The following is a 20,553-nucleotide window of genomic DNA, read 5'->3' as shown; positions in this document are numbered from 1 at the left end:
TGATATTAATGCAGAAATTTGATGCCATTCGACCTTTTTATGATTCAGAAATAAATGAAGCACTTCATGGTGTAGTTAATCATCCGATGATGAAAGCCATGATGAATTTTACTTTTCCAGAATTAGAAGATCAAGTTTGGAAAGATCAATTGAAGAAAACACATTCTATTCGTGATTTTCAATGCAACTTTATTTATAATACAATTCAAAAAGTTTTAGAGAAAAGCTCTGAAGGATTAACAACTTCAGGATTCGAAAAACTGGAGAAAAATGAATCATATTTATTTATCTCTAACCACAGAGATATTCTTTTAGATACAACCTTATTAAACGTTTGCCTTTTTGAACATGGTTTGGTCATGACAGCATCGGCAATTGGAGATAATTTGGTTAAAAAAGCATTTTTAAATACATTGGCAAAACTTAATAGAAACTTTTTGGTTCTTAGAGGATTAACGCCAAGAGAAATGCTGCAGAGTTCTAAGTTATTAGCCGAATATATGGGGCAATTATTGCTTCGCGAAAATCGTTCGGTTTGGATTGCTCAAAGAGAAGGACGTACAAAAGACGGAAATGACGAAACAAATCCGGGAGTTTTAAAAATGATCGGGATGGGTTCTGATGAAGCCAACTTAATGGATTATTTTAAGAAATTAAAGATTGTTCCGGTTTCTATTTCATACGAATACGATCCTACAGATGTTTTGAAAATGCCGCAATTAATGGCAGAAGCAAACAATGAAGTTTATATTAAAGAAAAAAATGAAGATTTCATGACCATTTTAAGTGGTATCATGGGAACTAAAAAAAGAATTCACATTTCTGTTGGAGATGTTCTGGATACTGAAATTGATCAAATTGTGGCTGAAAATGACAACGCAAACAAACAAATTCAGGCTTTGGCACAAGTAATAGATGATTCGATTTTAAAGAATTATCAATTATGGCCAACTAATTTTATTGCTTACGACATCTTAAACGAAACAGATAAATTCTCTCATTTATATAAAGAAAGTGAGAAATCTCTTTTTGAGCGTCGTTTAGAAATGCGTATCGGAAGTGATAATCCAGTTACAAGACAAGGATTTTTAGCCATGTATGCAAATCCTGTAGTCAATAAATTAAAATACCAAGATGTCATCTAAAGCTAAAATATTGCTGATTTATACCGGAGGAACTATCGGTATGAGTAAAGATTTTGAGACAGGCGCACTCAAAGCGTTCAACTTTGGAAAATTATTGCAAAAAATCCCTGAAATCAAGCAATTAGATTGTGAGATTGAAACAGTTTCATTTGAAAACCCAATCGATTCATCGAATATGAATCCTGGAGAATGGACAAAAATTGCCGAAATCATAGAAGAAAATTACATTGCTTATGATGGTTTTGTAGTACTTCATGGTTCTGATACCATGTCATATTCTGCTTCGGCATTGAGTTTTATGCTGGAGAATTTGGCAAAACCTGTTGTGTTTACAGGCTCTCAATTGCCAATTGGGGATCTTCGTACAGATGCTAAAGAAAACCTCATCACAGCGATTCAGATTGCCTCTTTGCAGGAAAACGGAAAGCCGGTTATCAACGAAGTTTGTTTGTATTTCGAGTATAAATTGTACCGCGGAAATAGAACTTCAAAAGTAAATGCAGAACATTTTAAAGCATTTACTGCACCAAATTATCCTGAATTGGTAGAATCTGGTGTTCACTTAAAATTAAACTCACATTTATTTCTTCCTGTAAAAGAAAACGCTAATTTGATTGTACACAAAAACTTAGACAATCATGTAGCGATTATAAAAATGTTCCCGGGAATGAGCGAAGTCGTTTTGTCTTCGATTCTTGCCATAAAAGATTTAAAAGGAATTGTCCTTGAAACATACGGCTCAGGAAATGCCCCAACCGAAGATTGGTTTTTGAATTTGATTCAGAAATCGATTCAATCCGGTTTACACATCGTTAATGTAACACAATGTTCCGGCGGAAGTGTAAATATGGGACAATATGAAACCAGTACAGCCTTAAAATCACTTGGTGTTATCTCAGGAAAAGATATTACTACAGAAGCTGCAATTACAAAATTAATGTATTTGTTAGGTGCTAATATTCCTCAATCTGAATTTAAAACGATTTTCGAAACTGCTTTGCGTGGTGAAATTTCGTTGTAGTTTTTATCATAAAAACTTTTTCACCATATAAGCGATATAAGTTCATTTTAGTTTAAGTGAAATTGATATAGTTTGTGTTTATGTACGAATTAGAATTTTAGTTTAGGTTTCTTTATGTTTTGACTTATAATTTCTCACATCATTTATATGGTGAAGAAAATTAATCTTTATAACGAACTGCACAGCTTTCCAATTCTTCTTCAGAACTGCGGTTTTTATAATATACATATACAATTACCGAAACGATACATATAATTCCCTGAATTGCAACCGTATTCCTGGTTCCTATTATGTGTGAGACATAACCAATAATCAAACTTCCCACAGGAATCATTCCCTGATATGCCATTAAATAATAACTAATACTTCTGGAACGCATGCTTACAGTACTTTGGGTCTGAATGTAAATGTTTATAGAAGAAGTTTGCGCCATCATACCAACTCCGCTCAATGCCATACAAATAAGCGCAACAGATAAACTATTTGAATAGGCGAGAATAATGATGCTGAAACCCAATAATAAACTCGCCGCTATCATTATTTTACCCATATTATCTGCCCGTTTAAGATTGGCCAGATAAATTGCCGATACAATAGAACCAATTCCGGCAGCACTTTCGAACCAACTAAAAGTCTGTGCATTCCCGCTAAAAATATCTTTAGCAAAAACAGGCATCAAAGTATTAAAAGAAATCACGAATAAACTGCTGCACATTAACATCAAGAGCATTTTTGCCATTTCGGTTTCCTTTTTTACATAGTCTAAACCTTCGATAAAATCATTCAGCATTTTCATTTTATCAGTAGCTTTAATATGTGGTGTGATTTTCATCATCAATAAAGAAACCAAAACAGGAATGTAGCTCAGGAAATTACCAATAAAACAAATGTCTTCACCATAATTGTGCAAAATGATTCCGGCTAAAGCAGGACCTGCAATTCTGGCAAAATTATTTAGAGTTGAGTTTAGCGCCACTGCATTTGGCAAATCTTCTTTATTATCTACAATTTCGATCATCATAGTTTGTCTGCAAGTCATATCAAACGAATTGATAATTCCCTGAATTAAACTCAGCGCCATAATAAAGTTGATATTGTATATTTTTAGATAAATCAATAAAGCCAAAGCTCCCGCCTGAAGCATTGCCAAAGACTGTAATACAATCATGGCGCGGTGTCTGTCGTAGCGGCCAATTATACTTCCGGCTAAAGGTGCCAGAAATAAAGACGGAATCATACTTAAAAAAGTAGCTAATCCTAACAAGAAAACTGAACCTGTAACACTGTAGACCATCCAACTTACGGCAGTTTTTTGAAGCCAGGTTCCTATTACCGAAACAGATTGTCCGTAAAAGAACAACTTGAAGTTTTTTGATTTTAGCGCTTTAAACATGATGTCTGATTTTTGTTTTACAAAGTTCGGAATTATGATTTCATTAGAAAAATTAATAATTTTACTGATAATAAGTATTAAAACTTATCGATATGGAAATTTATCAATTAGAGTATTTTATAAAAACGGCTGAGGTTCTTCATTTTACAAAAGCTGCCGAGTTGTGTTTTGTAACCCAATCCGGATTGTCGCAACAAATAAAAAAACTCGAGGAAGAGCTGGGAATGCCTTTGTTTATACGCATTGGTAAAAAAGTTCAGCTTACTGAGGCAGGATCTGTTTTCCTGATTCATGCCAAGCAAGTAATCGAAAACGTACAAAGCGGCAAACAGGCCATAGATGATTTGAATGAAATGATTGGCGGGGAATTGAGAATTGGTGTTACTTATATTTTTGGACTTTTGGTTTTACCAATTGTCAATTTATTTGCAAAAACATATCCTAATTTAAAAATCGTCGTAGAATATGGATCAACTGAACCTCTTGAAAATAAATTACTGAATAACGAATTAGACCTGGTTTTGGTAATTTCGTCTAAAGAGATAAAACAAACCATCCAGAAAATACCATTATTTACTTCGAATCTCGTTATGGCGGTTGCAAAAACACATCCGTTAGCTGTTTTAGATAAAATTTCGTTTAGAAAAATAGGAGATTATCCGCTTATTTTACCTGTAAGAGGATTTAGTTCGAGAGAATTTCTCGATGAGTTGTTTTTAAAAAATAATATGAAGCCAAAAGTTTCGATAGAATTAAATGCCGTTCATGCACTTTTGCAATTGGTAGAAGAAAGTGAGTGGGTTACAATTGTAACTGAGAAAGCCCTAAAAGGCTGGGATAATCTTAAAGCAATCGCCATTACAGGAGTTCCAACACAAAGAGAATCATTCATGTTAACGATCGAAGGAGCGTATCAAAAAAAGGCTGTAAAACTGTTTATGGAAGAATTTAGAAAAAGTATGTAAACTAATGTTGGATTTTGTTTTTCTAACTCATTTTTTTTTGTGTTCTTTGCAGACCAATTTAGAGAGGTGTCCGAGTGGTTGAAGGAGCTAGCCTGGAAAGCTAGTATATGGGTAACTGTATCGTGGGTTCGAATCCCATCCTCTCTGCAAAATAAAAAAAAAACTTAAACCCTGAAATTTTTTCAGGGTTTTTTATTTCTGGATGTTATCATGCTTCAAAGTTTCTTTAATCGATATAGCGTTTGTTTTTAATATAAAACGTCAATTCGCGTATATTTTTTCTTAATGGCGTTTGTTTTTTATCAATATTAAAGTATCTATATTTTAATTCGTTTTCTGGAGCAAAACGACGGAAAACTTTCGAAAAGAGCCGTTGAAAAAGAATTTTCAGTCTTAACGGAAGAAGAAGTTAAAGATATTGAGGATAATTATGAATTGCGAATGAAGTAAATTTTATAATCAAGAGCAAATGTAGGTATCCTCTCCAAAATAAAAAACCGCAATTTCGTTTTGAATGAAGTTGCGGTTTTTTGCTTTTATATAAATTAAAAAGAATCTATTTCTCTTTTAATAATTTCTCTAAATATTCGTTTTTGTCCTTTTCAGCCTGAACTAAACGTTCGTAAAGTTCCACAACTTTGTCTAAAGGATTAAAATTGCAATAATTACCAGTATTAAAAACTCCATTATCATAAATATTATTAAAATAATTAATGATGCTTTCTTCTGAAAAGTTTTTAATTGCTTCAACAGAAACTCCAAGTGCTTTTGCGATTTCTTTAAGTTTTTCTTCTTCCAGGTTTTCGCTGTTTTCTATAGCAGAAACAGATTGCTGAGATATACCTAAAGCTTGTGCAAGTGCTTCTTGTTTCATGTCTTTAAGTTCACGAATACGGCTTATTTTTCGCCCTATATGATATGGTTTTGTTGTTGCGCTCATACCTCAAAGATATTTAAAATTTTAGAGAAAAACAGATTTAAGTAAAAAACAGGCTAGTTTTTGTAAGATACGGTTTTCATTATTTTACAACTGGAATATAAATGTCAAATTTAGCTCCAAGACCTGGTTTGCCTGTTGCTGTAATGATTCCGTTATGGTTTTCTATAATTTTTTTTGCTATGGCAAGACCAATTCCTGTGCCTTTATATTCTGTTTTATTATTTAGCTGCTGAAACATTTCAAATACCCGCGTTTCAAACTGAGGTTCAAATCCTATCCCATTATCATTTATTGTAATATGACAATAATTAGTAAACGATTGGTTTTTCTTTGTTTTTGGCTTCGTATAAATGCTTTCTATCGTAATATGAGGTGTTTTTTCTGTTGTCGAAAACTTCAGGGAGTTGCTTATCAAATTACATATTAATTGGTGAAACTGTGATGGAATTATAAAGGCAGTACAATTTCCTGATATTTCAATAATAGCTTTTTTGTCTGTTATCTCTTCTTTTAAATCTTCCAGTACTTTATCAATGATATCATTAAGTTTAATATTCTCAAATTTCATCTCGGTTACATTTGTGCGCGAATAATTCAATAAATCATTTATCAGTGCCTGCATATGAAAAGCTGCAACTTCGATACGTTCAAAATAATGTTTGCCTTTATCAGTTAAATTTTGATGCTCATCTGTAGTAATTCGATTAGAGAAAACCTGAATTTTCCTTAAAGGTTCCTGAAGATGATGACTGGATATATAGGTAAATGCCTGAAGTTCGTTATTCGCAAGAATTAATTCGGCAGCACGTTTTTCTTTTTCATTGTTCTGATAAGTAAGTTCGGCATTTGCTATAACAAGTTCAGCGGCGCGATTCTCTTTTTCCTTGTTTTGGTAAGCTAATTCTTTATTTGCGATCACGAGTTCTGCCGCACGTTTTTCTTTTTCATTGTTCTGGAAAGTCAGTTCTTTATTCGCAATTGCAAGTTCAGCAGCGCGATTTTCTTTTTCATTGTTCTGATAAGTAAGTTCGGCATTTGCTATGACAAGTTCAGCGGCACGTTTTTCTTTTTCCTTGTTTTGATAAGTAAGTTCGGTATTTGCTATAACAAGTTCAGCAGCGCGTTTTTCTTTTTCCTGATTTTGATACGCCAGTTCAGTATTGGCAATAACAAGTTCAGCAGCACGTTTTTCTTTTTCCTGATTTTGATACGCTAGTTCTTTATTGGCAATAACCAGTTCAGCAGCACGTTTTTTTCGATCTTCTATTTGCAGTGCAAGTCTTTTGTTAACAAGCCATAATTCATCCTTATGATTTTTGTTATTATGTTCTGGAAGAGTATCAGTATCAGGTAAAGTAAATTTTTTTTTACTCATGTTATCGGGTGCATTTTTCCAAATATAATCTAACTGAATTTAAAGTCTTTCCTTTAAAAATAATAAGTGAAATAATAATTTACGAAGTAGCAGTTTTACACAAAACATACTTTTTTAAAAATAGGTTTTTTCTTATGTTTTAAACTTGAGTGAATTATTTATACGGTTGCTTATTTTTAATAATAATTGGCGCCACAATTGATTTTTTCTAAGATTATTTGATTTAGTGGAGTTCAATTTTAAAAATATTTTCAAAAAGTATGTAGCATTTTCATTTTATGATCGTCTTGATTTAAAATGTCTGAATTATTCGGTTTACAAAAATGGCCAAGTTTGTATAAAGGATTTGACAAGTAATCAATCATCAATCAAATAATCATATCAATCACAATCATGAAAATAAATTTTTCTAAATCTCTGGCAATATTCTTTCTTTTTAATTTAATCGGTACTTCGGCTAATTCACAAAACCAACAATTTACAGATAGTATAGATCTTTTTCTAAAAGATAAAATGGAGAAGCTACATATACCTGCACTTCAAATTGCAGTTGTTCAACATGGAAAAATAATTAAACAAAAAAGCTACGGATTTGCCAATATAGAAAATTCGGTTAGTGCTGTAAACGAAAGCATGTTCTCTATTAATTCCTGCACAAAAGCATTTGTAGGTGTTGCAGTAATGCAGCTTCAGGAAGAAGGAAAATTAAATATCAATGATCCTGTTTCAAAATATCTGGATGACTTGCCATCTGCGTGGAAAGGATTAACGATCAAACAATTATTTGCCAACATTTCCGGACTTCCAAACATTATTGATGAAAGAGAAAATTTATTAGCCGATACTGAAAAAGATTCCTGGGAAAAGGTTAAAACATTACCAATGGAATTTAATACCGGAGATCGTTTTCGTTACAATCAGACTGGTTATGTTATCATTGGCAGAATTATAAATAAGTTAAGCGGAATGCATTTTACTAAATTTATTGAAGATCGCCAGTTTAAAGTAGTCGGGATGAAACAAACGCGTTTTGGAGATTCGAATGATATTATTCTAAATTCAGCAGGAGCTTATACAACTCAGGATATTATTAACGGACGCTGGGCTACAACTAATGAAGTAAGAAGTAGTTATGCTAAATTCCCGGAATATTTTAGAACGTGTACAGGAATAATTTCTACATCAGGAGAAATTGCCCAATGGATTATTGCCTTGCAAAATGGTAAATTATTAAAACAAAAATCAAGTTTAGATTTGCTTTGGCAACCGGCTCTTAGAAACAACGGGCGTGTAGGCGGATTTAATAAACTGGTAAACGGATATGCAATTGGCTGGCCAACCGTTACCAGAGAAGAACATCCTGCCGTGGGACCAATTGGCGGAATGAGATCTGCATTTTTCGTTTATCCAAAAGATGATATTTCTATCGTTGTGCTAACAAATCTTCAGGGAGCAAATCCGGAGTGGTTTATTGATGAAATCGCAGGTTATTATATTTCTGATATGAAAGAGTCAAATGGTTTTGGATTATCGCCTTCTGTAAAAAAGTTAAGAAAACAATTAATAACCCAGAAGTATAACAATGCATTTAAAATTGCAGAAACTCTAAAAAAGAATGATTCAGCCTTTACGCTAAGTGAAAATGATTTGAATGATTTTGGATATAAATTACTGGCTGAAGGAAAGCAGAACGAGGCCTTGAAAATTTTTAAACTCAATGTAGATCTTTATCGACAAAGCTCAAATACATATGATAGTTATGCAGAAACACTGGCAGGTTTAGGATACAAAAAAGAAGCTATAAAAAATTATAAAAAAGCATTTGAATTAAATCCAAAAAATACAAATGCTCAGGAACAAGCAAAGAAGCTGGCAAGTATATAAAATACAGACCTAACAGGTTTTTAAAACCTGTTAGGTCTAATCTAAATTTAAAGCTTAATCTCAAACAAACTAAAAGAACCTTCTTTATAATGCTCCGGTAATTCGCTTGTCCATTCGATGGTGCTTATGCCTTTGTATTCAAAACCACAGCTTGTGTAGTATTTGTTTATTCTTTCGTTTCCGCTATGTGTGTCAAGTCTAATATATTCTTTGCCGTTTTCTTTGGCGTATTCTTTTGTCCAGTCAATGATTTTTTTGACATATGATTGTCCTCTGAATTTTGGGTTTGTTGCAATACGATGCAAATATACAGCCGCATCCTGAGCAGCTTCTTTCCAGATAATCAAATCATTAAAAGTAAGTACAAATGTACAGGCAACTTCATTTCCTTCTTTGATTATAAAATGGCGATTTTCTGCGATTTCATTTTCTATCAGAGCTCTTTCAAAACCTCTCCAGCTTTTATTATTGACCGTTTTTTGATACGATGTAGCTTCGTTATAAATGTCAAAAACAGCATCGATATCTTCATTTGTAGTTTTAAAAAATTCCATTATTAGGGTTTATTCTGATGATTAATGAATCCTGCAAAGGTAGATTTTCATGGGCGTAAAGACCGTAAAAAGTTTCGTTTTAACTTTTTTTATCAGGATCCAGCCAAACCACATTCTGCTCCGATTCGTGATTCTGACCAATAATATTTCTATATAATTCTGGTCTTCTAGCTTTTATGTAGCGACTTCCTCCAGCCTGAACGCATTTTTCAGGAGTAAGTGTTGCACTTGCAAAAGAGTCATCAAAAGAGCGACATTCCGCCAAGACATCTCCAAAAGGATCAATAATCATAGAACAGCCATTTTTTAGCTGATCGTCATCCATACCAATTGGGTTCGAAAACACAGTATAAATGGCATTGTCATAAGCTCGTGCCGGCAACCATTTCATTAACCAGTCGCGACCTTTCATTCCGTCAAATTCCAATCGCAAAGAAGTAGGATCAGCTTCACGGTTTTCCCAAAGCTCAGGAGCAACAAAACCAGCTCCAGGTCGGGTAGAAGGCGTGCACATTGTAACGTGAGGCATAAAAATAATGTCAGCGCCTAAAAGTTTTGTCGCACGCACATTTTCGATAATATTATTGTCATAGCAAATTAAGATTCCGCATTTCCAGCCTTCGATTTCAAAAATACAATAACGATCTCCGGCAGTTAAATAAGGATTTATAAAGGGATGCAGTTTTCTGTATTTCGCTATCAGACCATTTTTATCAACACAAACATATGCCTTGAATAAATGATCATTTTCATCTTTTTCGAACAATCCCGCTAAGATTACAATATTATTGTTCTTAGCAATTTGGGTAAGTTTAAGAATGCTTTCCCCAGTTGGGATAATTTCTGCTAAATCCAGCATTTGTTCTTTCGATAAATGTCTTGCAAAAGTATAACCGGTTATCGAACATTCGTGAAAGGAAATCACATCGCAGCCTTCGTTAGCCGCTTTTGCAGCAAGTTTTTCGATTACCGATAAGTTATAATTTTTATCACCACTTTTATTCTCGAACTGAGCTGTGGCTATTTTTAGATTTTTCATATTAAACACTATTAATTTGAGTCAAAAGTAGCGTTCGTGAAATTCTATAAATTGTATAAAACCGACATTTTAGATTATAGTGACAGGAGAAGTTTTGATGAGGTTATTGGTTAGTTTTCCAGCACTAAACAAATATTCTTTTGGAGTGATTCCGGTATGTTTTCTAAACTCTTTTATCAAATGAGACTGATCAGAAAATCCCGCATCGTAACAAATTGTTGTTAGGTTGATGTCTTCAGATTTATCTTTTAGTAGTTTTAGAAAGTGATGCAGTCTTATAATGTTACCAAATTTCTTTGGGTTTAATCCAATGCATTCCTTGAATTTTCTTTCCAGATGTCTTTCTGTATAACCGGTGTAATTTACTAATTGCTTAATAGAGAAATCTCCTTTATTAGCAATAATAAAATCTAAAGAATTGTTGATGATAAACTGATTTGAAACTGGTTTAGTTATAATTTGATTCCTGAAAAACTGATTTAATAGCGTCACTCTTGATTGATTATTTTGTTCCGACAATTTTTCCTGAAGAACAGCAATTTTTTGACCAAATACATCTTCAACCGGAATAATAGCATCCTGAAATTCATTGGCAGGAATGCCTAATAATTGATGTATTCCATTGGGTTGAAAAACAACAATTATCAAAGTAATTTCATTATCAGAATAGATATCTTTAAAACCATTTAGCTGTCCATATAAAAAAGAAGCAGGCAAATACTCCTTTGCTTCATACTTATTTAGACCGGAAATAAGTTTACTTTTCAAAGAAAAAACAACACCAGTATTACCATCAGAAAACAACCGAAGTTTTTGAATAGCAGTTGTAGCATTATCTAAAAAAAGATAATGTTTTATATAAGGGGCTAATTCTTTTTGAGGTGAAACCTGCATGACTGTAGTCGTTTTTTTCGCAATTGAATCTTGAAGAATCTACTTTTTACAAAATTAAGGATATTTTTCCGGATTACTATTTTACGTTTTTTGCAGATATTTTTCTTTCGAAAATCTATAACCAAAGAAAAACACTCTTGTTAAAATTATCTAAAAAATATTATATATTTGACCCGTATATAAATATCTGAATGGATTTACTCCCTTATTCTCCAGGCTTACATAAACTGGTTACTTTACATGTCGATGAAACTCAAAAACTAACTAATAGTCAGGGTTTTGTGGCTGTTACAAATTCGATTTTAGAAACATATAATCTTGAAAAAGTGGGTGTTATTGTGCATGATTTTGATAATAACAGCTTTACAATTTCGTTTTGCCTGAAAGAATCCCATATTTGTATACATACCTGGCCAGAATATAATCAACTTACTCTTGATGTTTATTTGTGCAATTATCAACAAGATAATTCGCAAAAAGTTAGAGATGTTATGGCCCATTATATTGCTTATTTTGAAGGAACAATTATAAAAGATTTTGAAATTAACCGTTAGTATATGAAAGTTCCTTGTTACAATTGTGATACTGTTACCGAATTAGAAGTTGGTTTTGAAGTCAAGAGTTTTGTTTGTCCAAACTGCCATAGTTTATATATAGAAGATAGCGAAGGACTTCGTTTAAGATCTAAATTTAAGCCGGAAGTCGTAAACGATTTTACTCTTAAAATTGGGGATAAAGGCATTTTTGAAGGAATAGAATATCTGGTTACTGGTGCTATTACCAAAAAAGTGAAAGGAGGTTATCATTGGGCAGAATATATCCTGAAGAATGATGCCGGTGATTTTGTCTACCTTTCTGAATCAGACGGACATTGGATATTTTTAACCGAAATGGAAGAAAAGTTTGATGTAAGAACACATCCCAAATCTATAACATATAACAGTAGTTCATTTTATCTTTATGAATATTCTGATACAGAAATAGATAACGCACAAGGGTATTTTGATTTTGAGTTGCCCTCAAAAAAAGTTCATCTAACTGAGTATATTCAGCCCCCTTTGATGATTTCTATCGAAAAAATGAACGGTGTCGAAACAGCTTTTTTAGGAGAATATATTAGCAAATCAAAGATTAAAAAAGCATTCCAAAAGGCTCATTTGCCGTATCAAACTGGAGTAAATATTGCGCAGCCTTATTATTTTGATGTAAATAATACGGCCATTATTTTCTGCATTTTTCTTTTAATGATTATTTCGACAAACTGGTATATTTATAAAGATCAGGCAGAACAGGTTGTGTTTAATAAAGCGATTGCTTTTAGTGATTTTAACGATAGGGAATTTACTGGTGAATCCTTTGTTTTAAAAGGAGGTTCAGCCCCAATGACAATTCATGTTTCTACAGATGTTGACAATTCATGGGCGAATGTAGATGTTGCCCTGGTAAATGAAACAAGTAATGACGAAATTCATGCTAATAAAGATATTGAATATTATCACGGCTATGAAGATGGCGAAAGCTGGACGGAAGGAAACTGGTCTGAAAAATTTAATATTTGCGGTGTCAAAGAAGGAAAATACCATCTTTTGATAAAACCGCTAAAAGCACCCGAAGACACAAAAAATACTGCAATGAAGATTAAAGTAATCTGGAACGAACCTTCGAATCGAAACGTATGGATTATTGCTATATTTATGATCGTTGTATATGTTGTGATACGATATTTTAAAATTAATTTTGAAAAAACCAGATGGGCAAATAGTGATTACTCCCCATACAGCGAATAGCAATTATGAAAAGTATTTTAGATTTTTTAAAGAATAATCTGGCCGCACTAGCAATAGGACTATTTTGCTTTGCATCCTATTTGTATTTTGCTTATTCCGGAAACAGAATTTGCGATTGCGAAACCACAGAAAAATATAGTACTTCGGGAAGTCGAAGTTCAGTGAATCATTTTTATCATAAATAAATTTATAAAGTATGGATTTAATACATTATCAGCCCATCGTAAATTCGATCATTTATTCTCTTTTAGGGTTTGTTATCCTGTTAGTAGCTTATTTCATTATCGAAAAAATGACTCCGGAAAATACCTGGAAAGAAGTTGTCGAGAAAAATAATATTGCTGTTGCTATTGTTTTAGCAGCATTTATCATTGGGATCTCAATGATTATTAGTGCCGCAATTCATGGGTAAAAAATTTCTTAGATTTGAATTTTTACTACTGTTTGCTGTATTTATTATTGCAACCTGCGGACTTGTTTATGAACTTGTTGCAGGTACTTTAGCCAGCTATTTATTAGGAGATTCAGTCAAACAATTTTCGTTTATTATTGGTGTTTACCTGTTTTCAATGGGTATTGGCTCTTTTTTCTCCAAGTTTTTCCATAAAAACCTCCTGAATACTTTTGTAGAAATCGAGATATTAGTGGGATTAATTGGTGGTTTGAGTTCTGTCATTTTATTTTTATTGTTCGAAAGTGTCGAGTACTTTCAGTTCATCTTGTATTTGCTGGTTTTTATAACCGGATTTCTCGTTGGACTAGAAATCCCGCTATTAATGAATATCCTGAAAGATAAAGTCGAGTTCAGGGATTTGGTTTCAAATGTATTTACCTTCGATTATATTGGTGCTTTATTAGCGTCGATACTTTTTCCTTTAATTCTGGTTCCAAAATTAGGAATAATGGGTACTTCATTATTCTTTGGTATGATAAACGTGAGCATTGCCATTGCGTTGTGTTTCCTTTTAAAACGAGAATTAAAAAACAGCTACTTTTTAAAAGCAAAAGCCATTTTTTCGTTTGTCATCTTGTTAAGCGTCTTTATATTTTCAGATACTATTTTAGCATATTCAGAAGGAAAACTTTACGGCGAAAACATCATTTATACCAATTCAACTCCTTATCAAAGAATTGTTTTAACGCATAATAAGAGTGATTACAGACTGTATTTAAACAATAACCTGCAATTTAGTTCTGCAGATGAATATCGTTATCACGAAGCTTTGGTGCATCCTGTAATGTCGATCGCTAAAAATGTAAAACATGTTTTGGTTTTGGGCGGAGGAGATGGTTTGGCCGTACGTGAAATTTTAAAATACAAAGACGTTCAGAAAGTTACGTTAGTCGATCTGGATCAGGGAATGACAAAATTGTTTAAAACCAATAAAGTACTAACAGATTTTAATAAAGGATCGCTAAACAACCCTAAAGTTACCGTTATAAATACCGATGCCTACATTTGGGCAAAAAGCTGCAAAGAAAAGTTTGACGTCGCGATTATCGATTTTCCGGATCCATCAAATTATAGTTTAGGAAAGTTGTATTCACTGAATTTTTATCAAACCATAAAAACGATTCTACAACCAGATGCCGCAGTTGTTATCCAGACAACGTCGCCTTATTTTGCCCCAAAATCATTTTGGTGTATTAATAAAACAGTCATGCAGGTTTTTCCTCAGGCCGATGCCTATCATGCGTACGTTCCTTCGTTTGGAGAATGGGGTTATACCATCGCCATCAATGGTTTTGGAACTACATTTAATACGGTAAACAGAAAAGCTGACGGATTAAAATTCTACAATTATCAGTTTGACAGATTTAATTATTTCACCAATGATATGATTTCAAATGAAATTGAGATCAATCGATTAGACAACCAAATTTTAGTACGCTATTTTGATGAAGAATGGGGAAAATTACAGTAAATCAAGACGCAGTTTTGTAAAAGGAATTGGAGCTTCTTTATTGCTGATTCCGTTTCTGCAATTTTGTTCAGATAAAATTATGCACCTGTTACTTCGTTTGTCCGGAACCAATCATCTTTTGGGACATCGGTTATGGATAAAAGATTTTCCAAAACCAACATCTCAAATTCATATTCCGTACCTGATTGTAGGTGGCGGAATTTCGGGCTTAAGTGCTGCGAGACAATTTAATAAAAAAGGAATTTCTGATTTTCTTTTAATTGAATTAGAAGGACATTTAGGCGGGAACTCATCAAATGGAGAAAATAAATATTCTAAATATCCGCTTGGAGCCCATTATTTGCCTTTGCCTAATTTTAAAGATAAAGAATTATTACAATTTCTTGAAGAAGAGAAAATCATTCTAGGATATGATACAAAAGGATTTCCTGTATTTGATGAATTGCAATTATCTTTTGCACCAGATGAACGCTTATTTTATAAAAACAACTGGCAAGAAGGTGTGGTTCCAAAAGAAGGAAATTCAGTAAGCCAGGATCTCGATTTTCAGCACTTTTTTAAATTAATGGATGCATTTCGCGAAGGAAAAGGAAATGACGGAAAGTATTTATTTGATATTCCGCTGCAGCTTTCGTCAGAAGATGTTGCGACCAGAAGTTTAGATAAAATGACAATGAAAGAATGGTTTGAAACCAACAATTTCAAAGCCAAACCATTATTTAATTATATAGATTATTGCTGTAAAGACGATTTCGGACTTGGAATAGAGTATGTTTCTGCCTGGGCTGGAATTCATTATTTTGCCGGACGAAAACAAGACGCTTCTTTAGATAAAAAAGACAGTGTTTTGACCTGGCCGGAAGGAAACGCCAGACTAGCCTCTCATCTAAAAAAATATACGAACCAGAAAACCTTGAAAAATCATTTGGTTTATGAGGTAAAAATCGAAAACAATAAGGTCGTTGTTAAAGCATTTGATGATATCAGAAAGATTTCGGTAGAAATTATTGCCAACACAGTAATTATGGCGACTCCTCAGTTTGTAAATCAGTATTTAATAAAAGATCGCAAAGAATTTACAAAAGAGTTTCATTATACGCCGTGGCTTTTGGCGAGCTTAACCGTGACTGATTTAGCAGATAATTTTAGTTTCCCGCTTTCCTGGGATAATGTTATTCATGAGGCAAAAGGTTTGGGTTATGTTTATGATCAGCACCAATCTTTAAATCAGGTCCAGACAAAAAAAGTAATAACCTATTATCATAGTTTCTCTTCGTCAGATTTAAGAAAATCACGAAAAGAATTGTATAAAAAAAATCAAGAATATTGGAAACAATTTGTTTTTGATGATTTGAAAATTGCGCATCCTGATATTGAAGATTGTACAGAAGAAATGGAGGTTTTTTTATTAGGACACGGAATGGTGAGTCCTGCGCCCGGATTTATTTTTGGAGAAGCAAAAAGGGACGCTTCAAAAAGTATTGAGAATAAGATCTATTTTGCACATACTGATTTATCAGGAATATCCATTTTTGAAGAAGCTTTTCATCACGGAATCAATATAGTAAACAAAATTTTAGATGAAACAACCCTGGATTCATAAAGCCAAAACAGATTTTGTATTCATAATTGGTCCATCATTCTTTGTATTGATGATTATATTTTTGTTTCAGGATTATATTACTGAAATTGAAAATAAATATTCATTCTATACCTGGCTTTTTCTAATCGTTTTTATTGATGTTGCACATGTTTATGCAACCTTGTTCAAAACCTATTTTGTGGCAGATGAATTTAGAAAAAATAAAAAGAGATTGCTATTATTGCCCGCAATTTGTTTTGCAATCGGGATTATTCTTTTCTCTTTTGGCAGTTTGGTTTTCTGGTCCTTTCTTGCCTATGTTGCTGTTTTTCATTTTATCAGGCAGCAATATGGTTTTATGCGATTGTACGCCAGAAACGAAGAGAAAACAAGACTTTTAGTTGTGGTAGATAATCTTGCTATTTATGCTGCAACAGTTTACCCAATGTTATATTGGTTTTTTTCTTCTCAAAGAAAATTCAACTGGTTTGTCGAAAATGAATTTTTTCGCTTTCAGAATGCATTTTTACTGAAAATACTATTTTGGATCTACGTGATTATCCTGTTGATTTATGTAATCTATACTGTTTATAAAAGTATCAGAAATAAGTTTTTTAATATTCCTAAAAATGCGATTATTCTGGGAACCGCACTTTCATGGTATTTTGGAATTGTCTATTTTAATAATGATCTCATTTTCACTTTGCTAAATGTAGTATCCCACGGAATTCCGTATATGGCTTTGGTTTATTTTAGGGAAATCGAGAATAAGCCAAACAAAATTCCGGGAGTTTTTAAAGACTTAAAAAAGTATAATGTAATCTTTATATATGTATTGATTTTATTGGTAATTGCTTTTACAGAAGAGTTTTTATGGGAAATTTTAGTTTGGAACGAAAATATTTCATTGAGAATATTTGATTTCTCTTCCTGGCAATTTTTAGTAGTGCCTTTATTAAGTGTTCCTCAATTTACTCATTATTTACTCGACGGATTCATTTGGAAATCTAATAAAGGCTTAACTAAAATTGCTTAAAAGGCAAGTCTTTATTGGTCTTAATCCTGTAAAATCATTTTCACTTTAGGCAAAATACGTTCAATAAATAAAGTATAAGCGGCCGCCGAAGGATGTAAACCATCTGCAGCGACTAAGTTTGGTTTTTCAAGACCTTTTCTGGTAATGTCAGTAATTGAAACAAAAGGAACTCCATTTGTTGTGCAATAATGCTCTGCAAAAGAGTTATACTCATTTATTTCATTAGAAATTCTCATGCCCTGACCTTGCATTTGTGTTGTTCCAAATGTGGTATAAGCATAATCAGGAATCGAAATAATAAGAACATTTCGTTTGTCTCCCTTGGCAAGCATAATTGCTTTTGTGACCAATGCCGGAAATTCTTTTTCATAAATAGAAAAATCCCTGCCCTGATATTGATTGTTAACACCAATTAAGAGCGTCACTAAATCATAATTAGAATCCGGGTTTTGGTTGTTTATTGCTGAAATTAAGTTAGTTGTTGTCCAGCCTGTTTTAGCAATTATTTTTAAAGAAAAGTTACTTTGCGGATATATGGCTTTTAGGCTAGATTTTAACTGTTCCGGATAACGGCAGGTTTCACAAACACTTTCGCCTATAGTATAGCTGTCTCCTAATGCCAAATAATTTACTGTGGCAGGTAAAGGCAAAGGATCATTTGGTACTTGTGTTGTGGGAGGTATTATGGCGGTTTCTGACTTTGTTTCGTCAGAACTGCAGCTTAAAAGAAAGATAGAAAGGATAACAATAACTATTTGTTTGAAATGGGGTTTCATAATTTAGATAAATTAAGTTTCAGGTCATTTTAAACAAATAGTTACGTTATATAACTTGTTTTGGTTTTACACCATTTCTGTTTTCATGAGAATTTGTTCTTCGATGGCATTCCAGAGTCCAATTCGTTTTTCTAAAGCCAGGATAGAAATTTCTTCAACCTCTTTCCATTTTTGGTCATCATCTTCACATAAATCAGTAATCATTTGCATCGCCATTGGTCCATGTTCATCTGCATCTAATTCTATATGTCTTTCAAAATAATACAGAAGTTTACTCAAATTTGTATCGGGAAGATTTTTTTGAAAGTTTTTCAGGATCGCCGTAAACATACTCGGGATTAGATCTTCTCTCCCAAAAGTAAATGCAGCAGCAATTTGATGCGGTTTTCCTTCTTCGATAACTCTAAAAGTAAAATCTAAAAACGCCTTTATATCCGGATGTAATGAACTTTGTTTTATCGCAACAAAAATGTTGTGCAGCGAATGTACTTCATATAAAAAGGTATTGATTCCGTTTGTATCAGCACCACAATCTTCCATTGCTTCCAGATACATTTCATAATGACTTTGTCTTCTTCCGTCAATTGTTAAATCAGTTTCTTCGGCCAGAACAATTTCATTGATTAAATATCTTGTTTCCGGATTTTTTGTAGCAAACCAAGGTGTTGTTGTACAGGTAAGTTTTGCTTGTAAAGCTTTTAATAAAGACATAAAATCCCAAACCGCAAAAACATGACTTTCTAGGAAACTATGCAAGTCGTCGATACTTTGGATTTTATTGTATAAAGAATGGTTTAAAAGTTGGTCTTTTTGAGGTTGAATGCTATTGTTTATAGTTTCAATATTCATTTTCGTAAATTTTGTGCAAATATAAAAAGCTTCTCGGTTAGAAGAAGCTTTTTATATTGTTTTTGTATATATTTTAATAGTTGTTGACTATTTAAAAGCTGGAATTCCAGTTACATCCATTCCCGTAATTAGTAAATGAATGTCATGGGTTCCTTCATAAGTAATCACACTTTCGAGGTTCATCATATGGCGCATAATCGAGTATTCGCCTGTAATTCCCATTCCCCCCAACATTTGTCTGGCTTCTCTGGCGATATGAATTGCCATATCAACATTGTTACGTTTTGCCATTGAAATTTGTGAAGTTGTAGCTTTTCCTTCGTTTCTTAAAACACCTAAACGCCAGGTTAATAATTGCGCTTTTGTGATTTCGGTAATCATTTCTGCCAGTTTTTTCTGTTGTAATTGAGTTCCGCCAATTGGTTTCCCAAACTGAATTCTTTCTTTCGAATAACGTAAAGCAGTATCATAACAATCCATTGCTGCACCAATTGCTCCCCACGCAATTCCGTATCGGGCAGAATCCAAACAGCCAAGCGGAGCGCCTAAACCTGATTTATTAGGTAATAGATTTTCTTTAGGAACTTTTACATTGTCAAAAATCAATTCTCCAGTTGAGGATGCACGAAGTGACCATTTATTATGTGTTTCTGGAGTTGTAAAACCCTCCATACCGCGTTCTACAATTAATCCGTGAATTCGTCCTTCTTCGTTTTTTGCCCAAACAACAGCAATATCAGCAAAAGGAGCATTCGAAATCCACATTTTGGCACCATTTAAAAGATAATGATCACCCATATCCTTAAAATTAGTAATCATACTTCCCGGATCAGAACCATGATCTGGTTCAGTCAGGCCAAAACAGCCCATGAATTCTCCTGTGGCCAGTTTTGGTAAATATTTCATGCGTTGTTCTTCGTTTCCGTATTTCCAGATTGGGTACATAACTAAAGAAGACTGAACAGATGAGGTCGATCTTACGCCAGAATCTCCGCGCTCAATTTCCTGCATAATTAAACCATATGAAATTTGGTCTAATCCTGCGCCGCCGTATTCAACTGGAATATAAGGTCCGAAACCGCCGATTTCTCCAAGTCCTTTTATAATTTGTTTTGGAAATTCTGCTTTTTGAGCATATTCTTCTATAATAGGAGAAACTTCTCTTTTTACCCATGCACGAGCAGATTCACGAACTAATTTATGTTCGTCTGTAAGCAAATCGTCTAGGTTATAATAATCTGGAGCTTGAAATAAGTCTGGTTTCATTTTTTGATAGTTTTACAAAACAAATTTACGTAATAAAAATATAACAAAACAACGTTAAATTGTTATATTTTTACGATTGTTAAAGAAGAAAAATAATATAAAGACGAATAAATTTTAGTTTA

At 33.1% G+C, this 20,553-nt stretch carries 19 protein-coding genes and 1 tRNA gene; 11 read left to right on the top strand and 9 right to left on the bottom strand.

The window, feature by feature from the left end:
* Positions 1-8 precede the first annotated feature (8 nt).
* Positions 9-1,145, top strand: coding sequence for a 1-acyl-sn-glycerol-3-phosphate acyltransferase (locus tag BXU01_RS21590; RefSeq protein WP_055097460.1), 1,137 nt, complete (start codon positions 9-11; stop codon positions 1,143-1,145).
* Positions 1,135-2,166, top strand: a complete 1,032-nt coding sequence (locus BXU01_RS21585; RefSeq protein WP_083695428.1) for an asparaginase — start codon at positions 1,135-1,137, stop codon at positions 2,164-2,166. Before BXU01_RS21590 ends, BXU01_RS21585 begins: the two co-directional genes overlap by 11 nt.
* Positions 2,167-2,326: 160 nt before the next feature.
* On the opposite strand, the gene BXU01_RS21580 is transcribed toward BXU01_RS21585, so the two are convergent.
* Positions 2,327-3,559: an MFS transporter gene (locus tag BXU01_RS21580; protein ID WP_083695425.1), complete on the bottom strand. Its 1,233-nt coding sequence runs from the start codon at positions 3,557-3,559 to the stop codon at positions 2,327-2,329.
* A gap of 92 nt (positions 3,560-3,651) precedes the next feature.
* On the opposite strand from BXU01_RS21580, the gene BXU01_RS21575 reads away from it, so the two are divergent.
* Both BXU01_RS21575 and BXU01_RS21570 read left to right on the top strand, forming a co-directional pair.
* Positions 3,652-4,524 (top strand): LysR substrate-binding domain-containing protein, encoded by an 873-nt coding sequence (locus tag BXU01_RS21575; protein WP_056244321.1) that lies wholly within the window; start codon positions 3,652-3,654, stop codon positions 4,522-4,524.
* A gap of 60 nt (positions 4,525-4,584) precedes the next feature.
* Positions 4,585-4,671 (top strand) — tRNA-Ser (locus BXU01_RS21570).
* Between the two features lie 409 nt (positions 4,672-5,080).
* Here the strand turns inward: BXU01_RS21570 and BXU01_RS21565 are convergent.
* A complete protein-coding gene (locus tag BXU01_RS21565) occupies positions 5,081-5,464 on the bottom strand; it encodes a helix-turn-helix transcriptional regulator (protein ID WP_083695423.1) in 384 nt (127 codons plus the stop codon).
* 79 nt (positions 5,465-5,543) lie between these two features.
* Entirely contained in the window at positions 5,544-6,839 is a 1,296-nt protein-coding gene (locus tag BXU01_RS21560) for an ATP-binding protein (protein WP_083695420.1), read from the bottom strand.
* Between the two features lie 393 nt (positions 6,840-7,232).
* Between BXU01_RS21560 and BXU01_RS21555 the strand changes: the two genes are divergently transcribed.
* Entirely contained in the window at positions 7,233-8,723 is a 1,491-nt protein-coding gene (locus BXU01_RS21555; protein ID WP_123774137.1) for a serine hydrolase, read from the top strand.
* Positions 8,724-8,770: 47 nt separating this feature from the next.
* Here BXU01_RS21555 and BXU01_RS21550 read toward each other — a convergent pair whose 3' ends face one another.
* The 3 genes from BXU01_RS21550 to BXU01_RS21540 form a co-directional block, all read right to left on the bottom strand.
* The gene (locus BXU01_RS21550; protein WP_083695418.1) at positions 8,771-9,277 is read right to left on the bottom strand and encodes a GNAT family N-acetyltransferase; all 507 of its coding nucleotides are present in this window, start codon (positions 9,275-9,277) and stop codon (positions 8,771-8,773) included.
* A 79-nt stretch (positions 9,278-9,356) separates the two neighbouring features.
* The gene (locus BXU01_RS21545) at positions 9,357-10,316 is read right to left on the bottom strand and encodes a nitrilase family protein (RefSeq protein WP_083695415.1); all 960 of its coding nucleotides are present in this window, start codon (positions 10,314-10,316) and stop codon (positions 9,357-9,359) included.
* Positions 10,317-10,385: 69 nt separating this feature from the next.
* On the bottom strand, positions 10,386-11,210 hold the full coding sequence (locus BXU01_RS21540) for a helix-turn-helix domain-containing protein (RefSeq protein ID WP_083695413.1): 825 nt from the start codon (positions 11,208-11,210) through the stop codon (positions 10,386-10,388).
* A gap of 191 nt (positions 11,211-11,401) precedes the next feature.
* Here BXU01_RS21540 and BXU01_RS21535 point away from each other — a divergent pair, with 191 nt between their 5' ends.
* From BXU01_RS21535 to BXU01_RS21505, 6 genes are all read left to right on the top strand, one after another.
* Positions 11,402-11,764, top strand: coding sequence for an S-adenosylmethionine decarboxylase family protein (locus tag BXU01_RS21535; protein WP_083695398.1), 363 nt, complete (start codon positions 11,402-11,404; stop codon positions 11,762-11,764).
* Between the two features lie 3 nt (positions 11,765-11,767).
* Positions 11,768-12,997: a DUF4178 domain-containing protein gene (locus BXU01_RS21530; protein WP_083695395.1), complete on the top strand. Its 1,230-nt coding sequence runs from the start codon at positions 11,768-11,770 to the stop codon at positions 12,995-12,997.
* A gap of 196 nt (positions 12,998-13,193) precedes the next feature.
* Positions 13,194-13,409: a DUF350 domain-containing protein gene (locus BXU01_RS21520; RefSeq protein WP_055097443.1), complete on the top strand. Its 216-nt coding sequence runs from the start codon at positions 13,194-13,196 to the stop codon at positions 13,407-13,409.
* The gene (locus tag BXU01_RS21515; RefSeq protein ID WP_083695389.1) at positions 13,402-14,922 is read left to right on the top strand and encodes a polyamine aminopropyltransferase; all 1,521 of its coding nucleotides are present in this window, start codon (positions 13,402-13,404) and stop codon (positions 14,920-14,922) included. The genes BXU01_RS21520 and BXU01_RS21515 overlap by 8 nt, the downstream gene beginning before the upstream one ends.
* Entirely contained in the window at positions 14,897-16,525 is a 1,629-nt protein-coding gene (locus tag BXU01_RS21510) for an NAD(P)/FAD-dependent oxidoreductase (RefSeq protein ID WP_083695386.1), read from the top strand. Before BXU01_RS21515 ends, BXU01_RS21510 begins: the two co-directional genes overlap by 26 nt.
* Positions 16,503-17,540, top strand: coding sequence for a hypothetical protein (locus tag BXU01_RS21505; RefSeq protein ID WP_083695384.1), 1,038 nt, complete (start codon positions 16,503-16,505; stop codon positions 17,538-17,540). Before BXU01_RS21510 ends, BXU01_RS21505 begins: the two co-directional genes overlap by 23 nt.
* A 20-nt stretch (positions 17,541-17,560) precedes the next feature.
* Here the strand turns inward: BXU01_RS21505 and BXU01_RS21500 are convergent, their stop codons facing one another.
* From BXU01_RS21500 to BXU01_RS21490, 3 genes are all read right to left on the bottom strand, one after another.
* Positions 17,561-18,316, bottom strand: a complete 756-nt coding sequence (locus tag BXU01_RS21500) for an SGNH/GDSL hydrolase family protein (RefSeq protein WP_083695381.1) — start codon at positions 18,314-18,316, stop codon at positions 17,561-17,563.
* 66 nt (positions 18,317-18,382) lie between these two features.
* Positions 18,383-19,165: a DUF3050 domain-containing protein gene (locus tag BXU01_RS21495; protein WP_083695378.1), complete on the bottom strand. Its 783-nt coding sequence runs from the start codon at positions 19,163-19,165 to the stop codon at positions 18,383-18,385.
* 87 nt (positions 19,166-19,252) lie between these two features.
* Entirely contained in the window at positions 19,253-20,431 is a 1,179-nt protein-coding gene (locus tag BXU01_RS21490) for an acyl-CoA dehydrogenase family protein (RefSeq protein WP_056244360.1), read from the bottom strand.
* Positions 20,432-20,553: the final 122 nt, after the last annotated feature.

The organism is [Flexibacter] sp. ATCC 35103, assembly GCF_001975985.1.
In the GTDB taxonomy this organism is placed as follows: domain Bacteria; phylum Bacteroidota; class Bacteroidia; order Flavobacteriales; family Flavobacteriaceae; genus Flavobacterium.
Note: the sequence above shows the minus strand (reverse complement) of the source record. Positions and strands in the feature narration are given on the sequence as shown.